This is a genomic window from Nonomuraea rosea (assembly GCF_039539705.1).
GTDB lineage: Bacteria > Actinomycetota > Actinomycetes > Streptosporangiales > Streptosporangiaceae > Nonomuraea > Nonomuraea rosea.
The window spans coordinates 76,723-91,556 of the sequence record NZ_BAABDQ010000010.1 but is presented as its reverse complement, the minus strand read 5'-3'; the positions used below and the strand labels follow the sequence as shown (position 1 = coordinate 91,556).

The window sequence follows — 14,834 nt, the reverse complement described above, 5'->3', positions numbered from 1 at the left end:
TGTCGTGCGGTGCGGTCATCGGCTGAGTGCGTCCTCGATCTGCCGGCGTGTGGGCATCGACGTGCTGGCGCCCTCGCGCTGCACCGACAGCCCCGCCGCCGCCGACGCGAACCGGAGGGCCTGCGCCATGTCCAGCCCTTCGGCCCGTGCCACGGCCAGCGCTCCGACGAACGTGTCGCCCGCCGCCGTCGTGTCCACCGCCTTGACCTCCTCGGCCGGGACCCGGAGCCGCGCGCCCGATCGGGAGCCGTACAGCACCCCCTCGGAGCCCAGCGTGATCACGACCTCCTCGACCTGCTCAAGCAGCGCGTCCAAGGCCGCGTCCACCCCCGTGACGCCGGTGAGGGCGGCGGCCTCGTGCTCGTTCGGGACGATGGTCGTCACCGCGTCGAGCAGGTCGTCCGGCAGCGGCTGCGCGGGTGCGGGGGTGAGGAAGACGGGCACGCCGGCCACGTGGGCCGCCTGCGCCGCCGCCACGACCGCCGTCATGGGCAGCTCCAGCTGGAGCAGCAACGCACGGGAGCGCGCGATCGTGGCGAGGTCGCCGCCCGACGGGCCGGTGACGGTGCCGTTCGCGCCGGGGACGACGATGATCGAGTTGCCGCCGTCGTCGTCCACCACGATGTGCGCGATGCCGCTGGGCCCCGGCACCTGCCGCAGGCCCTGCACGTCCACGCCGGCCTCCGCCAGCGTGGACCGCATCTCGGCCCCGAACCCGTCGTCGCCGACCGCCCCGAGGAAGGCCACCTCCGCACCGGCGCGGGCGGCGGCGATCGCCTGGTTCGCCCCTTTGCCGCCGGGAATGGTGCGGAACCGGTGACCGGTGACCGTTTCGCCCCGCTTGGGGGCTTCGGAGACGTACGCGACGAGGTCCATGTTGGCGCTGCCGAAAACCGAGATCATGACCTCATCATCTCCTGCGTACGTGCCGCCAGCTCGTCCAGACCCACCCCGTCGAACCCGGTGATGCTGCTGGCCAGGCTGTTGCGCATGCGCCAGCGGTCCGGCACGCCGCCGTTCAGCGCCCCCGCGATCGACCCGGCCGTCGCGCCCGCCGAGTCGGTGTCCCAGCCACCGGCGACCGCGCCGGCGATCGTGGCGGTGAAGTCGCCGCGACCGTGGATCAGCGTGGCGGCGATCAGGGCCGCGTTGTTGATCGTGTGCACCCAGTGCAGGTTGCCATGGCGTTCGTGCAGGCGGTCGATGACACGCTCGAAGTCGTCCTCGCGGGCGGCGTCCTCGGCGGCCAGGCGTACCGCCTCGTGCAGGCGGGAGTGCTGCGGCACCACGGACAGGCCCGCGCGCACGACCTCCTCGACCGACGTGGCCACCAGGGAGGCGGCGCACATCGCGGCCACGAACATCGCGCCGTAGATCCCGTTGGCGGTGTGCGTGAGGCGGGCGTCGCGCCAGGCCAGCTCCGCCGCCGCGGCCGGGTCGCCCGGGTTGATCCAGCCGTACACGTCGGTCCTGATCAGCGCGCCGATCCACTCGCGGAACGGGTTGCGGTACGTGGCCGTCCCCGGCGGCTCGATCCCGTCCAGGAGGTTGCGGTACGCGACGCGCTCGGCTGTGAACGTACGGCCGGCGGGGAGCTCGTCCAGCCACAGCTTGGCCACGTCGGCGGTGGTGAAGCCGCGGCCGTGGCGCTCCAGGAGCGACAGGGCCAGCAGCGGGTAGTTGAGGTCGTCGTCCTCGGGGACGCCGTCGATGTTCTCGGCCAGCGAGTTGACGGCGCTGCGGCGGTTCCACGGCCAGCGGGCGGCGACGTCATCGGGCAGCCCCTTCGCGGTGAACCAGCCGCGGATCGGCCAGTTGCCGGTCGCCTCCGCGATCTCCCTGATGCCCGCGCGCGGGATCTTCTCGACGGGCTTGCCCAGCACGCACCCGGCCGCCCGCCCTTCCCACGCACCCAGCACCCGCTTGGGATCCACTCCGGCGACGCCCGACCCGGCAACACCCGCCTTCGTGGCGGTCTGCGTCCAGGAGGGGCAGGCGGCGATGATGGCGGCCAGGTCCGACGGCTCGTCGAGCGGCGACGGGATGGCGGCCAGTTCGTCCAGCAGCTCCTCGGCCAGCCCGCGCAGCCGCATGGCCCCCGGCTCAGAGGCCCCCGCACGCGGCGGCGCGTCATGCCCGCCGGCCGCATGCCAGCGCTCGGCGATCTCCCGCACCCGCCCGCCGTCCCCGCGCTCCGTGCCAGCCACGACGCGCTCGGCGGCCCGGCTGTCCGTGCCGGGAGCAGGGTGCGTACCGGAACCGGGGTGCGTGCCGGAAGCGGCGGGCGTACCAGAAGCGGGGTTTCGGCCGTCTTCGGTGGCCTGGCGGAGCTCGTGGCCGATCAGGTCCTCGGGCTGGACCCAGGTGAGGCGGATCACCGGCGGTCGAGGTCGGCGAAGGCCGCCTCGTGGCTGCGCCGCCGTGCCAGGTCGTCGGCGTGCACCCGGCGCGCCACCTCGGCGATCGCCGTCCCGGGAGCCACCAGGTCCGTACGGCTGGCCGCCCCCACGCGCTCCACCCACTCCGGCGGTACGGAGGCGAGCCCGCCGAGCGCGCCCGCGATGGCCCCGCCCATGGACGCGATCGAGTCGGCGTCGCGCCCGTAGTTGACCCCGCCGAGCACCGTGTCGCGATAGTCGCCCTTGGCGATCACCAGGAACGCCAGCGCCAGCGGCAGCTCCTCGATGCTGTGCACCCGGCTCGGACGGCGGGCGCCCAGCCCCTGGTCGCGGTAGGTGTCGGCGACCGTGTCGTAAGGCCGCATGGCGGCGCGCAGCGTCTCGAACGACCCGTCCCAGTGCCCCAGCCCGGCCGCCGCCTCGCAGACCGCCTCGATGGCTGCCCTGGTGCCGTCCTTGGCCAGGCGCAGGCAGGCCGCGACCACGGAGTCCGCCGTGGCTCCCGGCCGCATGGCCTCGGCGACGGCGGCGGCCATGATCCCGGCGGCCTCCCTGCCGTAGCTGGACTGGTGGGCGCCGGCCAGGTCGATGGCCTCGGCATAGGCGGCGTCGGGGTCGGCGGCGTTCACGATGCCGACGGGGGCGACGTACATGGCCGCGCCGCAGTTCACGATATTTCCGACACCGGCCTCGCGTGGGTCCACGTGCCCGTAGTGCAGCCTGGCCACGATCCACTTCTCGGCCAGGAAGATCCGGTGCAGCGGCAGCGCCTCGGCCTCCAGCTCGGGGATCCACTGCTTCTCGCCCATCAGCTCGGGCACCAGGTGCTCGGCCATCGAGTACGCCCCGAGGTGCCCGCCGGCCTTCTCGTACACGCGGATCAGGGCATGCGTCATCAACGTGTCGTCGGTGATGTGGCCGTCGCCCTTGTGGTACGGCGCGATCGGCCTGGCGTTGCGCCAATCCTCGTTGTACGGGGGCACGATGCCCTCGACGCGGCCTCCGTACCGCTCGACGATCTGCTCGGGAGTCCAGCCCTCGGTGGCGCCGCCCAGCGCGTCACCGACCGCCGCTCCCGCCACGCACCCAGTGGCCCTGTCCTCAAGCGGCGTCATGCGTTTCCCTCCGTGAATGTGCCCGTGAAATTACCCGTGCGATTGTCCGTCAAGTTACTCGCTAGTTCGATCAGGTCGACGCCCGCCAGGTCAGGCAGGCAGCAACCGGCCAGCGTACGGGCCGACGCGGTCCACCCCTCCGGGATCGCGTCGTACCCACCGCAGGCACCCGCCAGCGCGCCGGTCAGCGCGGGCGCCGAGTCGGCCAGCGCGGCCAGGCAGACCGCCGCCGGCACGGCCCGGCCGAGCTCGCCGCCCGACACCTCGGCCAGCGCCAGCGCCACCGGCACCGTCTGCGCGGCCCCCACGCCATAGCTGTAGACGTGGTCGAGCAGCGCGGCGTCCAGGGCGGGGACCGCGGCGAACGGGTCACCCGCCGCCCGCGCCACGGCCAGCGCGACGCGCGCGTTGTGGCCGATGGCGGTGTCCTGCGGCAGTACGGCCAGCGCCGCCTCGACCGCGCGGGCCACCGAGCCGGTCGCCACCGCCTCGGCCACGGCGGCGGCCATGGCCTGGGCGCCGAGCACGCCGTCGGCGGCGTTCGTCACCTGGGCGTCCTGCGTGGGGTCCCGCCCCAGGGCCCCGAACGCGACGGCTCTGACGGCGGCCGCGTCGTCGAAGTGGTGCGGGTTGTCGTGGCCGGACGCGGGCGGTTCGAGGCCTTTGGCCAGGTTGTCGAGCGCGGTGACCACCGAGATCCGCGCCCGGAAACCGCTCGCCCGCCCTGCGCCCAGCTCCCTGAACGCCTCGGCGCGCGGCCGGTCGATCGTCAGCGCCGTCCAGGCGAGCCACTCGGCGTCGTCGGACGGGCCGACCGCCAGCGGGGCCGTGGGCTGGTTGAGCGCGAACGGCACCGGGAGCGTCGTCACCCCGTGCTCCTCCGCGAACGCGTCCAGCTCCCTGTGCAGTCGCCTGCTCCAGGGGGCGTGCAGGGCCGCTCGATGCCTGCTCGCGGGCCAGCCCGCGGCGTCACCGACGGCGAGCCCCGCGAAGGCCCCCCTGATTCTGTCCCCCGACATTGTGATCTACAGTCCTTCCGCCAATTCGCCGGCGACGTCCAGCACGTGTTTCCCGGCCACGACGGGCAGGCATTTTCCGGTCACCGGGCCGATCTTGGCGGCCCAGCGCGCGGGCACGCCGCCCTCGCCCTGCCGGGCGCCCGCGATCGCACCGGCGATCGCGCCGATCGTGTCGGCGTCCCTGCCCAGGCTCACCCCGAACGTCACGGACGCCTCCACGTCGCCGTCGCCCGCCAGGAACGCGGCCAGCGCCAGCGCCACCGCCTCGGGCGCGACATCGGTCCACGGGTAGTGCCTGACGACCACGGCCTCGTGCAACGCCTCGGTCAGCGCCTGACGCGCCGCCTCTCCCTGAAGATCCCGCCGCCTCTCATGTGCCGCGTCTCCCTGAGCGTCCAGCTGCGAGGGGGTCTGGTCGGCGTCGTCTTCGAGCGGGGACCAGCCGAGCACCGCACAGGCCCGTACGATGTCGCGGGCCGTCCACGAGTCACCCGGGATCACCGACAGCGCGGCGCGCACCACCTCGCGCGGCGTGGCCCCGCCCATCGCGGCGGCCACCGCCCCGGCGACCGCCCGCCCGCCGAGAATCCCCTCGCCGGACCCGCTGACCAGCCCGTCCTGCTCCACCAGCCGGGCCGCCTCGGCCGGATCGCCCGGGCAGAAGATCCCGTACGACGCGGCCCGCATGGCGAGCCCGTCCGACCAGCCGTGCGAGTGCACCAGCCCGGTCAGCGGCGGCTCCAGGCCCCGGCGAAGCGCTTCGACCGTGCCGAGCTCGGAGAAGCCCGCCCCGCGCATGGGCCCGGCCATGAGCGGGATGATCTCCCGCCGGTACGCCTGCGCCACGTCGGCCGAGGTCAGCCCGTGCCCGTGCCGCACCAGCAGCGACGCGGCGAAGATGGCGTACTCGGTGTCGTCCGTGCCACCGCCCTCGATCTCCGTGAGCCGCCCCCAACGCCGCCGGATCTCCGCCGGCGTCAGGTTCTCGGCCGGGGCCCCGAGGGCGTCGCCGGCCGCGAGGCCGAGCAGACACCCCCGGGCCCTGTCCAGCAGGGGGTTGTTCGATGAATCCTGCAACGGGTCGCCCACAGTCACCGCTGGTAACGCTCCAACACCTTGTTGCCGTCCTCGACGAGCCGCTTGGCCACCTCGTCGATGGTGATCTTATTGGCGAAGAACTCCTGCAGGGCCGGGGTGGCGACCTTGCTCTTCCACTCGTCGAACCCGTTCACCTTCAGGAACGGCGCCACCACGAGGTTCTTGGCCGAGGCGGTCGCGACGTCCCAGCCGTTCTCCTCGGTCGTCATGCCCGGGTCGGCGGCGGCCGTCTGCGAGGTCGGCAGGAGCCAGTCGCCCTTGGCGAGCTTGGCCTGGTTGGCCCCGTTCAGGAAGAACGCGATGAACTTCATCGACTCGTCCGCGTGCTTGCTCTCCTGCGCGATCGACAGCGTCTGCGACACCGCGCCCTGCTGCGCGCTGGTGCCCTTCGGCGCGGGCAGCGTCACCCAGTCGAAGTCCTTCGGAGCCTGCTCGACGACCTGCTGGCGCAGGTAGACGCCGGCCGGGAGCAGCGCGAACTTGCCCTGGTAGAAGGCCGGCAGCGGGTCGGCGGTGCCCTGGCCGAGCGCGGCGGGGTCGGCCGACTTGTCCTTGTAGAGCTGGTCGTGGATGCGCTGGAGCACCTCGCGCTCCTCAGGGCCGACCTTGACGGTGGTCTTGCCGTCGGCCGTCTGGAAGAAGGTGCCGCCGAAGTTGAGCGCCAGGTTGAGCGTCTTGTTGACCGGCGACTTCATCGGCCAGGCCACGCCGAACGTGCCGCTCTTGGTCATCTTCTTGGCGGCCGCGGAGAACTCGTCCCACGTCCACGGCTCCTGCGCGGTCGGGATGCGCACCTTGGCCGCGTCGAGCAGCTTCTTGTTGGCGATGATGACCTGCGACTCCTGCAGGAACGGCACGCCGTACACGCCCTGCTCGCCCTTGCCGCCGTCGAAGGTGACGGTGTCCCAGGCGGGCTGCGGGATGTCGCTCTTGAGCTCGGCGGGCAGCTTGTCCGACAGGTCGAGCAGGTAGCCGTCGCTGGCGAAGCCGGACAGCGCGGGCGAGTCGTTGTGGATCACGTCGGGCGCCGTGCCGCCGGCGAACTGGGTGACGAGCTGATCGTTGACGTTGTCCCAGCTGCCCTGGACGTAGGTGACCTGAATGTTCGGGTTCGCCTTGTTCCACTCGTCCACGAGCTGCTTGTTCGCGGCGACCGATTCCTTCTGCCACGCCAGGCTGAGGAAGTTGATCTTCACCGGCTCGTTGGAGGAGGACGACGGCTCGCTGCCGCCGCCTCCCCCGCCGCAACCCGCGGCGAGCGCGACGATCGCGGTCGCCGCCAGAGCGGACTTGATACGCATATGAGCCTCCTAGCCCTTGACGGCGCCGGCCATCAGGCCGGACTTCAGTCGCCGCTGAATGATTGCGAAGAAGATCAGGCTCGGGATCGTCGCCATGAGCGACGCCGCGGCCAGCGGGCCGAGCCTGGCCACCCCCTCGGGGCCGGTGAACCTCACCAGCGTGAGCGGGAGCGTCATGACCTCGGGGTCCTGAAGGATCACGAGCGCGAACATGAACTCGTTCCAGGACGAGATGAACGCGAACAGCAGCGTGGCCACCACGCCCGGCGCCAGCAGCGGCGCCACGACGCTGACGATCGAGCGCAGCCGGGTGGCGCCGTCCACCGACGCGGCCTCCTCCAGCTCGCGCGGCACCGCACGGACGTAGCCCTGCAGCATCCACAGCGCGAACGGCAACGTGAACGTCACATGCACGACCACCAGGCCGGGCAGTGTGTTCACCAGTTGCAGGTCCCGCAGGATCAGGAAGAGCGGGATGATGATCAGGATGAACGGGAACACCTGGCTGACCAGCACCCACCCGATCGCGACCCGGTTGAGCAGGCCGCGGTAGCGCGCCATGGCGTAGGAGGCGGGCAGCGAGATCACCACCGTGATCAGGCTGCTGAACAACGCCACCACCAGGCTGCGCAGCGCCGCGCCGACCAGGTCCTGCTCACCGAATGCGTCGGTGAAGTTGGTCAGCGTCGGCTCGCGCGGGAGCCACGTCGGGTCCGCCAGCGCCATCTCCTGCGGCGTCTTCAGCGCCGTGGACAGCAGCCACACGAGCGGAAAGGCCAGGAAGACGATGTACGCGACCAGCGCGACGTACTGCGGGGCGCGTCTCATCGGGTCTCCCTCATCTGCCGCCACAGGTACAGTCCGAGCACCGCGAGCACGACGATGGCCATGGCCAGGCCGAGCATCGAGGCGTAACCGGCCATCCGATACCTGAACGCCTCCTCGTAGGCGAACAGCATCGGCAGCTTCGTCTGCCCGCCCGGCCCGCCCTGCGTGAGCACGTAGACCAGGCCGAACTGGTTGATGTTCCACACGAAGTCGAGCGAGGTGATGGCCACGACCACGGGCCGCAGCTGCGGCAGCGTGATGTTCCAGAACCGCCGCCAGCGGCTCGCGCCGTCCACCTCGCCGGCCTCGTAGAGCTCCCTCGGGATGCCCTGCAGGCCCGCCAGCAGCACCACCGTGGTCTGCGGCATGCCGGTCCAGATGCCGACCACGATGATCGCGGGCAGCGCGAGCGAGAAGTCGGCCAGCCAGTTGATGTGCGTGCCGAGCAGGTCGTTCAGGATGCCGGCGTCGGGGTGGTAGACGAGCTTCCACATCAGGCCGATGACCACCGGCGGCATCGCCCACGGCACCACGGCCAGCACCCTGGCCACGCCGCTGAACCGCAGTTTCTCGTTCAGCAGCAGGGCCAGGCCGAGCGCGGCCAGGAACTGCAGCACGGTCACCGACACCGACCAGATCGCGCCGATCCTGAAGGAGGACCAGAACTCGTCGTCGGTCAGGAGCCGGCCGAAGTTCTCCAGGCCGACGAAGCTCGTCTCGTGGACGCGCGTGTTGCGGGCGTCGGTGAAGGCCAGGCCGATGCCGTACAACAGCGGGCCGACGCTGAACAGCAGGACCGGCACCAGCGCGGGCAGCATGAGCAGCCACATCTCGCGCGTCTGGCGCGAGATCCCGCGCCGCCTGGCGCGGCGCGGCCCGCGCGGCGGCGCCTGCCTCGTCACGGTCGCCGTCACGCGACACTCCCCTTCTTCTCGTTCTCGCCCGCGTTCTCGTTCTCGTTCGCGTTCTCGTTCTCGTTCTCGTTCTCGTTCTCGTTCTCGTTCGTGTACGTGTCGCCGACCGTGGAGGCCCGCACCACGAGGCGCGGCGGCACGGTGACCAGCCGGGGCTCGCGGTCGTCGCCCCGCAGCCGGTCGAGCAGCAGCTCGGCGGCGGCCTTGCCGCGCTCGGCCGAGCCCAGCGAGACGCTGGACAGCGCCGGCCACGAGGCCGCGGCCAGGTCGGTGTCGTCCATGCCGACCACCGCCACGTCGCCGGGCACCCGCCGGCCCGCGGCCCGCAGCACGTCGAGCGCGCCCAGCGCGATCAGGTCGTTGGCGCACATGAGCGCGTCCACGTCCGGGACCGCGGCCAGCAGGTCCGCTACCGCGCGGCCCCCTTCCGCGCGGTAGAAGTCGCCGATCCGCACCAGGCTCTCGTCGTAGGGCAGATCGAGGTCGGCCAGCGCCTCCCGGTACGCGGCACCGCGCGAGGCGCCGGGCACGGTGTCGAGCGGGCCGTTGATCATGCCGATCCGGCGGCGGCCGAGCGAGTAGAGGTGGTCGATCGCCAGCCGGACGCCGGTCCGCGAGTCGGCGCGGACGTTGTCGACCCGCGTGCCCTCCGGCACCGAGCCGATGATCACGACGGGCGCCCTGGCCGCGGCCAGCATCCGCAGATGCGCCTCGGTGACCCGCAGCGGGCTCATGATCAGCCCGTCCACGTACCGCTCGCCGAGGCTGTGCAGCACGTCGATCTCGTCGGCCACGACGGCGTCGGTGGAGTGCAGCACGAGCCGGTATCCGGCGGCCTTCAGCACCGGCTGGATCTCCCGCAGCATGGCGAGGTAGGCGGGGTTGCCCACGTCGGCCATGGCGAAGGCCACCTGGTGGGTGCGGCGCGACTTGAGCGACCTGGCCACGGCGTTGCGCACGTAACCGAGCTCGTCGGCGGCCGCCATCACCTTGCGCACGGTGTCCTGCCTGGTCGGCAGGCCGTTCAGGACCCGCGAGACGGAGGCGATCGAGACGCCGGCACGTTCGGCTATCGTGTTGATCGTGGGTCCGTCGGCCAAGGCTTTCCTTCCTCAGGTGTAAACGTTTACGACAGCACCCCTGTAAACGTTTACGGTGTGGGCCACATGAAACCTGGATGTAACTTGCAGGTCAAGTCACGATCACATAACGCCAGGTCAGCGCCCCTTTCGGCAAAATCAGGCAGGCGGCGCGCGCCGCCTGCCTGATCCGCCGCTCAGCCGGTGGAGTCGTCGTACCACTGAGGCGCGTTGGGGATCTTCATCGGGTCGGGCGCGCCGGGGCCGGGGGCGACGTAGAGGTCTACGGTGTCGGAGCTGTGGTCACGTGAGCCCCTGACGATCCAGCCGTCCTCGATCCGGTCCGCGTCGACCGGCCGGTCGACGAAGCCGCCGTCGGCGACCTTCCACAGGAGGCGGTAGCCGACCTTCAGCCCGCGGCGGTGCGCCTCGGCGCGCACGGCCGCGACCGTCCTGCCCCGGCCCGCGTACCCTTCCATCGCCTCCTCGCCTTCGGGGTCGAAGGCGGCGTCCTCGGCGTAGGCCTCGCCCGGCTCCGCGGGCCGGCCGACCCCGAGGACGACGCGTCCGGGGAAGTCCGCGGGCATCCAGACCTTGCCGCAGAACGCCGACGCGCACGGCGTCACGCTCTGCGTCCCGATGCTCCCGTGCCACGTGAAGCCCTCGGGGACGACCGGGCCCATCAGCTCGCCCACGTTCTCCGGCGCCACGGGGACGACCTTCACCGTGACGTTCAGCCCGACCGCGCGGAAGGCCTCCTCGAAGCGCCGGCGGTCGGCCGCGGGATCGGTGATGACCACGCTGAAATGGTCGTCGGCCTTCTTGATCGAGACGGCCGCGTTGGCGTACTCGGTCGCCGGTCCGCCGGACGGCAGGCCGACGCCGATCGCGACGGCCGCGGCCGCGGCGGTGACCGCCGCGATCAGGGCGGGCCCGCGGGTACGCCGCCGCCACGCGGTGAGCCAGGACGGCCGCCCGCGCGGAGCCGGGCTCGCCATGATCTCCGCACGCAGCTCGCGCGCGCCGTGCCCCTGCTCCGGCGCGTGCGGAGCCAGGTCGATGGCCCGCACCAGGTTGTCGATGTCGCTCATGCTTCCCCCATCGCGATCGTCAAGGACGACTGCCGCTCCAGCGCCGCCGCCAGCCGTTTGCGCGCCCGGTGCAGCCGGGTGCGCGCGGCGATGGCCGTGCAGCCCACGACCTTGGCGATCTGCTCGCTGCTCAGGCCCTCCCAGCAGGCCAGGCCCAGGACCTCGCGGTCGCGCTCGGGCAGCCGGTCGAAGGCGGCGCGGACATGGTCCAGCTCGACCGGGCGGACCGGACGGCCGGCGGCGAGCTCGTTGCGGAGCCGCTCGGCCAGGACGGCCCTGCGGGAGGCGCCGCGTTTCTGGTTGGCCAGCACGCGGCGGGCCACCCCGTACAGCCAGAGCAGCGCGCGCTCTCCCTCGGGCACGTCGCCGATGCGCCGCCAGGCGGTGAGGAACGTCTCGGAGATGACGTCCGCGCAGTCGTCTGGCGAGCCGGTACGGCGGGCGGCGTACTGATGTATCGCCGGGTAGTGCGCGTCATAGACCGCCTGGAAGCGATCTCGGTGTGTCACAGGTTCTCCTCGCAGAAAGGTGCCGGACACCTGGGTAAATGTCCGGCACCTCCCGGCGCGTTGCAGCCGGTCCCCTACGCCGTGGATCCCGACATCGATTCCGACGGCTCGGGCTCCGCGGAGTGACGCAGCAGCGCCTTGATGGCGGGCGAGCCGGTGAGCGCCACGACGGCGGCCAGGACGGCCGGGATGATGAGCGCGGTCGGCAGGGTCGACGCCTCCGCCACGTACCCCAGCACCGCGGGTCCCAGCAGCAGCCCGCTGTAGCCGAACGCCGTCACCATCGCCAGCGCCCGCCCGACGGGCCCGCCGGCCGCCCCGACCGCGCTGAACAGCACCGGCACGACCGTCGCCAGCCCGACCCCGGCCAGCGCCCAGCCGGTCCAGGCGCACACCACCCGCAGCGACTCTCCGGTCAGGGGCGCGACCAGGACCAGGACGTAGCCGATCGTGGCGAACAGCCCGGCGAGTTCGATGGTGCGCACCGACCCGAGCCTGGCCCTGATCGGGTCTCCGAGCAGGCGCACGGTCGTCATGGCCACGGAGAAGATCGTGTAGGCCAGCGGCGCCGCGGCGGGATCGGTCTCCAGCACCCAGCGGGCGTGCAGCGCGGCCCAGTCGATGGCCGCGCCCTCGCTCAGGTGCCCGGCGAACGCGGCCAGCCCGAGCAGCGCGATCAGCCCCCAGCGCAACGAGCCCGCGGACTTGCCGCCCGCCTCGGCGGCGGCGTGCGCGGGCGGGTCGGGCAGCAGCAGGCGGGCCGCGGGGAGATACAGGAACGGCACCACCAGCGCCGCCACGATCAGCAGCGTCTGCGGGTCCAGCTCCGCTCGCAGGATGAGGGAGGTGATCCCGCCGCCCGCCGCCCCGCCGAGGCTCCACGTGCCGTGGAAGGCCGAGATGATCGGCCGGCCGTAGCGGCGCTCGACCTCGACGGAATGGGCGTTCATGGCGACCTCGGTCACCCCCAGCCCCATCCCGAACAGGACCGCCAGGGCCGCCAGCGTCCAGTACGACGGCGCGAGCGCGGGACCGAGCAGCACGACTCCGGAGAACGGCCCGGCGAACCAGCACACCCGCCGGCTCGACCACCGGTCCACCAGCCGCCCGGCCACCAGCATCGACACGAGCGCGCCGCCCGAGATCAGCAACAACACGCTGCCGAGCCTGGCGGGGCCGAGACCCAGGCGGTCGTTCAGCGACGGCAGGCCGGCGGCCCACAGGCCCATCACCAGACCGGCGAGAAAGAAGAACCCAAAAACTCCGACACGTGCTCGTCTGGCTTCAGTGAGGCTTTTGTTCACGACTAGAGCATAAACTGTGTTTCGTGAATGGAGCTACGACCACTGGTGGGCTTCGCGCGCACAACCGGGTCAGGTTGCTGCGCGCCGTGCACGACTGCGGGGCCACCCGCACCAGGTCCCAGCTGACCCGCGATCTCGGGCTGGCCAGGGGGACGGCCTCGGTGCTCGTCGCCGGGCTGGCCGAGGACGGGCTGCTGCACGAGGAGCCCGCTCCCGAGCACGCGCGCGGGCGGCCCACCCAGGTGCCGGGGCCGCATGCGCGCGGTCCCCTGGCGCTGGCCGTGGACATCAGGGAGGACGCCTGGGAGCTGGCGGCGTGCGAGCTGGGCGGGCGGGCCACCGTGCTCGGCGTACGGCCCCACGACGGCACGCCGGAGGGCGTGCTGGGCCCGCTGGGCGAGACCATCGCCGCGCACGCGCGACGCCTCGGCTCACGCGTCATCGGCACCGGGGTGGCCCTCGCGGGCCCGGTACGGCACGGCGGCCTGGTGGACATCGCCCATCTGGGCTGGCGCTCGGTGGACGTCCCGCGCCTGCTCGGCCTGACGCCGGCGCCCATCGTCGGGAACGACACCGCGTTCGCGGCGCTGGCCGAGGCGCGGCGCGGGCGGCTGCAGGGCGTACGGGTCGGCCTGCACCTGCACGTGGACTTCGACCTCGGCGGCGTGCTGATCGTGGACGGGCGCCCGCTGGCCGGCGCGAGCGGCACGGGCGCCGAGTTCGGCCACATGCCGCTGACCGGCGACGAGCGGCCCTGCCCGTGCGGGGCGACCGGCTGCTGGAGCATGGACGTCGGCGCGAACGCCCTGCTGCGCCACGTCGGCCTGGCCCACGGCGGCGGCAGGGGCCGCGAGCAGGCGGAGCTGGTCCTCACCACGAGCCAGGAGGCGGTCACGGCCAACGCCACGGCTCTGGGACGCGGCATCGCGGCGCTGGTGAACGCGCACGACCCCGAGGTGGTCATCCTGTCCGGCCACGGCGCGGAGCTGTACGAACGGGCCGGAGAGACCCTCCTGGCGGCCTGTGAGCCCGGCCTGATGACGATCCGCCGCGACCACCCGCCCAGGATCGAGGCCTCGGCTCTCGGCTGGCGCGGCTCGCTCCTCGGCGCCATGGAGTCGGTCTTCGACGCCTTCCTCACTCCGGAAGGACTCGGCCGATGGCGCGAAAACCACCTTGACCAGGGCGGCGACACGCCCGAGGAGCAGAATGTGACGCATTCCACCCTGAAGGGGGATAAGTCGCCATAACGCACCCCTCCTCCGCGACCCACAGGCGATCTTGCCGGACCCGCCGCGGCCCTGTACGCATGGAAGGGTCCAATGGGCGGAAGAATCATGATCCGGGGGAAGAGAAGCGTGAATCTCGAGCTCGCGCTCCGCATGACGGAAGCGGCCGTCAAGCAGGCGATGCGCGAGGGTGCGGCGGTCTCCGTCGCGGTCGTGGACGGGGGCGGCCATCTGGTGTCTTTCCAGCGTATGGAGGGTGCGGACATCGCGGGGCCGGTGCTCGCGCCGGGCAAGGCGTACACCTCTGTCGCCCTGCGCGGATCCACCGCCGAGCTGGCCGGGCTGACCGCTCGGGGAGGGGAGCTCCAGGGCCTGGCCGGGGGCCGGTTCACCCTGCTCGGAGGTGGCGTTCCGCTCTGGTCGGACTACGGTGAGGGAGAACGCGTGGTCGGCGGCGTAGGCGTCAGCGGCGGCACCGTCGCACAGGACGTGTCGTGCGCGGAAGCGGCCGCATTGGTGTGGCGAACACGTTGAGCGGGCGCTTTCTGCAACACGAACCGCTGGTATCCGCCATGATTAGCCACTGCACCACGGGTAACAGAACCCGAACGTAAAACTCCCCGAGGAGAGAACTGAGATGGCACTTCCCACTCTCACCCCCGAGCAGCGTCAGGCGGCTCTGGCCAAGGCAGCCGAGGCCCGTGCCGCGCGCACGGCTCTGCTGGGCAAGGTCAAGGCCGGTGAGCTGACGTTCGCTCAGCTGCTCGAGCGCGACGACGACATCGCGAAGAAGATCAAGGTGTCCCAGGCGCTGCGCGCCGTCAAGGGCGTCGGTCCGGCCAAGGCCACCGCGCTGATGGAGGAGGCGGGCGTCGACGAGAAGCGCCGCCTCGGCGGCCTGGGCGCCCAGCAGCGCAAGAAGCTGGTCGACGCGCTCGGCTAACCCCC

15 protein-coding genes are annotated in these 14,834 nt (G+C 72.2%); 3 read left to right on the top strand and 12 right to left on the bottom strand.

Going from position 1 to position 14,834, the window contains the following annotated elements; translation table 11 throughout:
• Window positions 1-15 precede the first annotated feature (15 nt).
• The 12 genes from rbsK to ABEA43_RS23840 all read right to left on the bottom strand — a co-directional run bounded on the left by rbsK (window position 16) and on the right by ABEA43_RS23840 (window position 12,657).
• Window positions 16-903, bottom strand: a complete 888-nt coding sequence (gene rbsK / locus ABEA43_RS23895) for a ribokinase (RefSeq protein ID WP_345565013.1) — start codon at window positions 901-903, stop codon at window positions 16-18.
• On the bottom strand, window positions 900-2,378 hold the full coding sequence (locus ABEA43_RS23890) for an ADP-ribosylglycohydrolase family protein (protein ID WP_345565012.1): 1,479 nt from the start codon (window positions 2,376-2,378) through the stop codon (window positions 900-902). Before ABEA43_RS23890 ends, rbsK begins: the two co-directional genes overlap by 4 nt.
• Complete coding sequence (locus ABEA43_RS23885; protein WP_345565011.1) at window positions 2,375-3,514, bottom strand: ADP-ribosylglycohydrolase family protein; 1,140 nt, start codon at window positions 3,512-3,514, stop codon at window positions 2,375-2,377. The genes ABEA43_RS23890 and ABEA43_RS23885 overlap by 4 nt, the downstream gene beginning before the upstream one ends.
• Complete coding sequence (locus tag ABEA43_RS23880) at window positions 3,511-4,533, bottom strand: ADP-ribosylglycohydrolase family protein (RefSeq protein WP_345565009.1); 1,023 nt, start codon at window positions 4,531-4,533, stop codon at window positions 3,511-3,513. Before ABEA43_RS23880 ends, ABEA43_RS23885 begins: the two co-directional genes overlap by 4 nt.
• Window positions 4,534-4,539: 6 nt before the next feature.
• A complete protein-coding gene (locus ABEA43_RS23875; protein ID WP_345565007.1) occupies window positions 4,540-5,628 on the bottom strand; it encodes an ADP-ribosylglycohydrolase family protein in 1,089 nt (362 codons plus the stop codon).
• On the bottom strand, window positions 5,625-6,932 hold the full coding sequence (locus tag ABEA43_RS23870) for an ABC transporter substrate-binding protein (protein WP_345565005.1): 1,308 nt from the start codon (window positions 6,930-6,932) through the stop codon (window positions 5,625-5,627). The genes ABEA43_RS23875 and ABEA43_RS23870 overlap by 4 nt, the downstream gene beginning before the upstream one ends.
• Before the next feature lie 9 nt (window positions 6,933-6,941).
• Window positions 6,942-7,760 (bottom strand): carbohydrate ABC transporter permease, encoded by an 819-nt coding sequence (locus ABEA43_RS23865; RefSeq protein WP_345565003.1) that lies wholly within the window; start codon window positions 7,758-7,760, stop codon window positions 6,942-6,944.
• Window positions 7,757-8,674, bottom strand: a complete 918-nt coding sequence (locus tag ABEA43_RS23860) for a carbohydrate ABC transporter permease (RefSeq protein ID WP_345565001.1) — start codon at window positions 8,672-8,674, stop codon at window positions 7,757-7,759. The genes ABEA43_RS23865 and ABEA43_RS23860 overlap by 4 nt, the downstream gene beginning before the upstream one ends.
• Entirely contained in the window at window positions 8,671-9,774 is a 1,104-nt protein-coding gene (locus ABEA43_RS23855) for a LacI family DNA-binding transcriptional regulator (protein WP_345565000.1), read from the bottom strand. Before ABEA43_RS23855 ends, ABEA43_RS23860 begins: the two co-directional genes overlap by 4 nt.
• A 176-nt stretch (window positions 9,775-9,950) precedes the next feature.
• Window positions 9,951-10,844, bottom strand: coding sequence for a hypothetical protein (locus ABEA43_RS23850; RefSeq protein WP_345564998.1), 894 nt, complete (start codon window positions 10,842-10,844; stop codon window positions 9,951-9,953).
• On the bottom strand, window positions 10,841-11,353 hold the full coding sequence (locus ABEA43_RS23845) for an RNA polymerase sigma factor (RefSeq protein ID WP_345564997.1): 513 nt from the start codon (window positions 11,351-11,353) through the stop codon (window positions 10,841-10,843). Before ABEA43_RS23845 ends, ABEA43_RS23850 begins: the two co-directional genes overlap by 4 nt.
• 74 nt (window positions 11,354-11,427) lie before the next feature.
• The gene (locus tag ABEA43_RS23840) at window positions 11,428-12,657 is read right to left on the bottom strand and encodes an MFS transporter (RefSeq protein ID WP_345564996.1); all 1,230 of its coding nucleotides are present in this window, start codon (window positions 12,655-12,657) and stop codon (window positions 11,428-11,430) included.
• Between the two features lie 23 nt (window positions 12,658-12,680).
• On the opposite strand from ABEA43_RS23840, the gene ABEA43_RS23835 reads away from it, so the two are divergent.
• The 3 genes from ABEA43_RS23835 (at window position 12,681) to mihF (ending at window position 14,829) form a co-directional block, all read left to right on the top strand.
• Complete coding sequence (locus tag ABEA43_RS23835) at window positions 12,681-13,907, top strand: ROK family transcriptional regulator (RefSeq protein WP_345564995.1); 1,227 nt, start codon at window positions 12,681-12,683, stop codon at window positions 13,905-13,907.
• A 108-nt stretch (window positions 13,908-14,015) separates the two neighbouring features.
• On the top strand, window positions 14,016-14,420 hold the full coding sequence (locus ABEA43_RS23830) for a GlcG/HbpS family heme-binding protein (protein ID WP_345564993.1): 405 nt from the start codon (window positions 14,016-14,018) through the stop codon (window positions 14,418-14,420).
• A 103-nt stretch (window positions 14,421-14,523) separates the two neighbouring features.
• On the top strand, window positions 14,524-14,829 hold the full coding sequence (gene mihF / locus ABEA43_RS23825) for an integration host factor, actinobacterial type (protein WP_138697789.1): 306 nt from the start codon (window positions 14,524-14,526) through the stop codon (window positions 14,827-14,829).
• Window positions 14,830-14,834 lie beyond the last annotated feature (5 nt).

What these genes read in the sequence shown, in the direction of transcription:
- ABEA43_RS23885 (WP_345565011.1), bottom strand. Translation starts at nt 3,514, where the DNA reads ATGACGCCGCTTGAGGACAGGGCCACTGGGTGCGTGGCGGGAGCGGCG.
- ABEA43_RS23880 (WP_345565009.1), bottom strand. Translation starts at nt 4,533, where the DNA reads ATGTCGGGGGACAGAATCAGGGGGGCCTTCGCGGGGCTCGCCGTCGGT.
- rbsK (WP_345565013.1), bottom strand. Translation starts at nt 903, where the DNA reads ATGATCTCGGTTTTCGGCAGCGCCAACATGGACCTCGTCGCGTACGTC.
- ABEA43_RS23850 (WP_345564998.1), bottom strand. Translation starts at nt 10,844, where the DNA reads ATGAGCGACATCGACAACCTGGTGCGGGCCATCGACCTGGCTCCGCAC.
- ABEA43_RS23865 (WP_345565003.1), bottom strand. Translation starts at nt 7,760, where the DNA reads ATGAGACGCGCCCCGCAGTACGTCGCGCTGGTCGCGTACATCGTCTTC.
- ABEA43_RS23870 (WP_345565005.1), bottom strand. Translation starts at nt 6,932, where the DNA reads ATGCGTATCAAGTCCGCTCTGGCGGCGACCGCGATCGTCGCGCTCGCC.
- mihF (WP_138697789.1), top strand. Translation starts at nt 14,524, where the DNA reads ATGGCACTTCCCACTCTCACCCCCGAGCAGCGTCAGGCGGCTCTGGCC.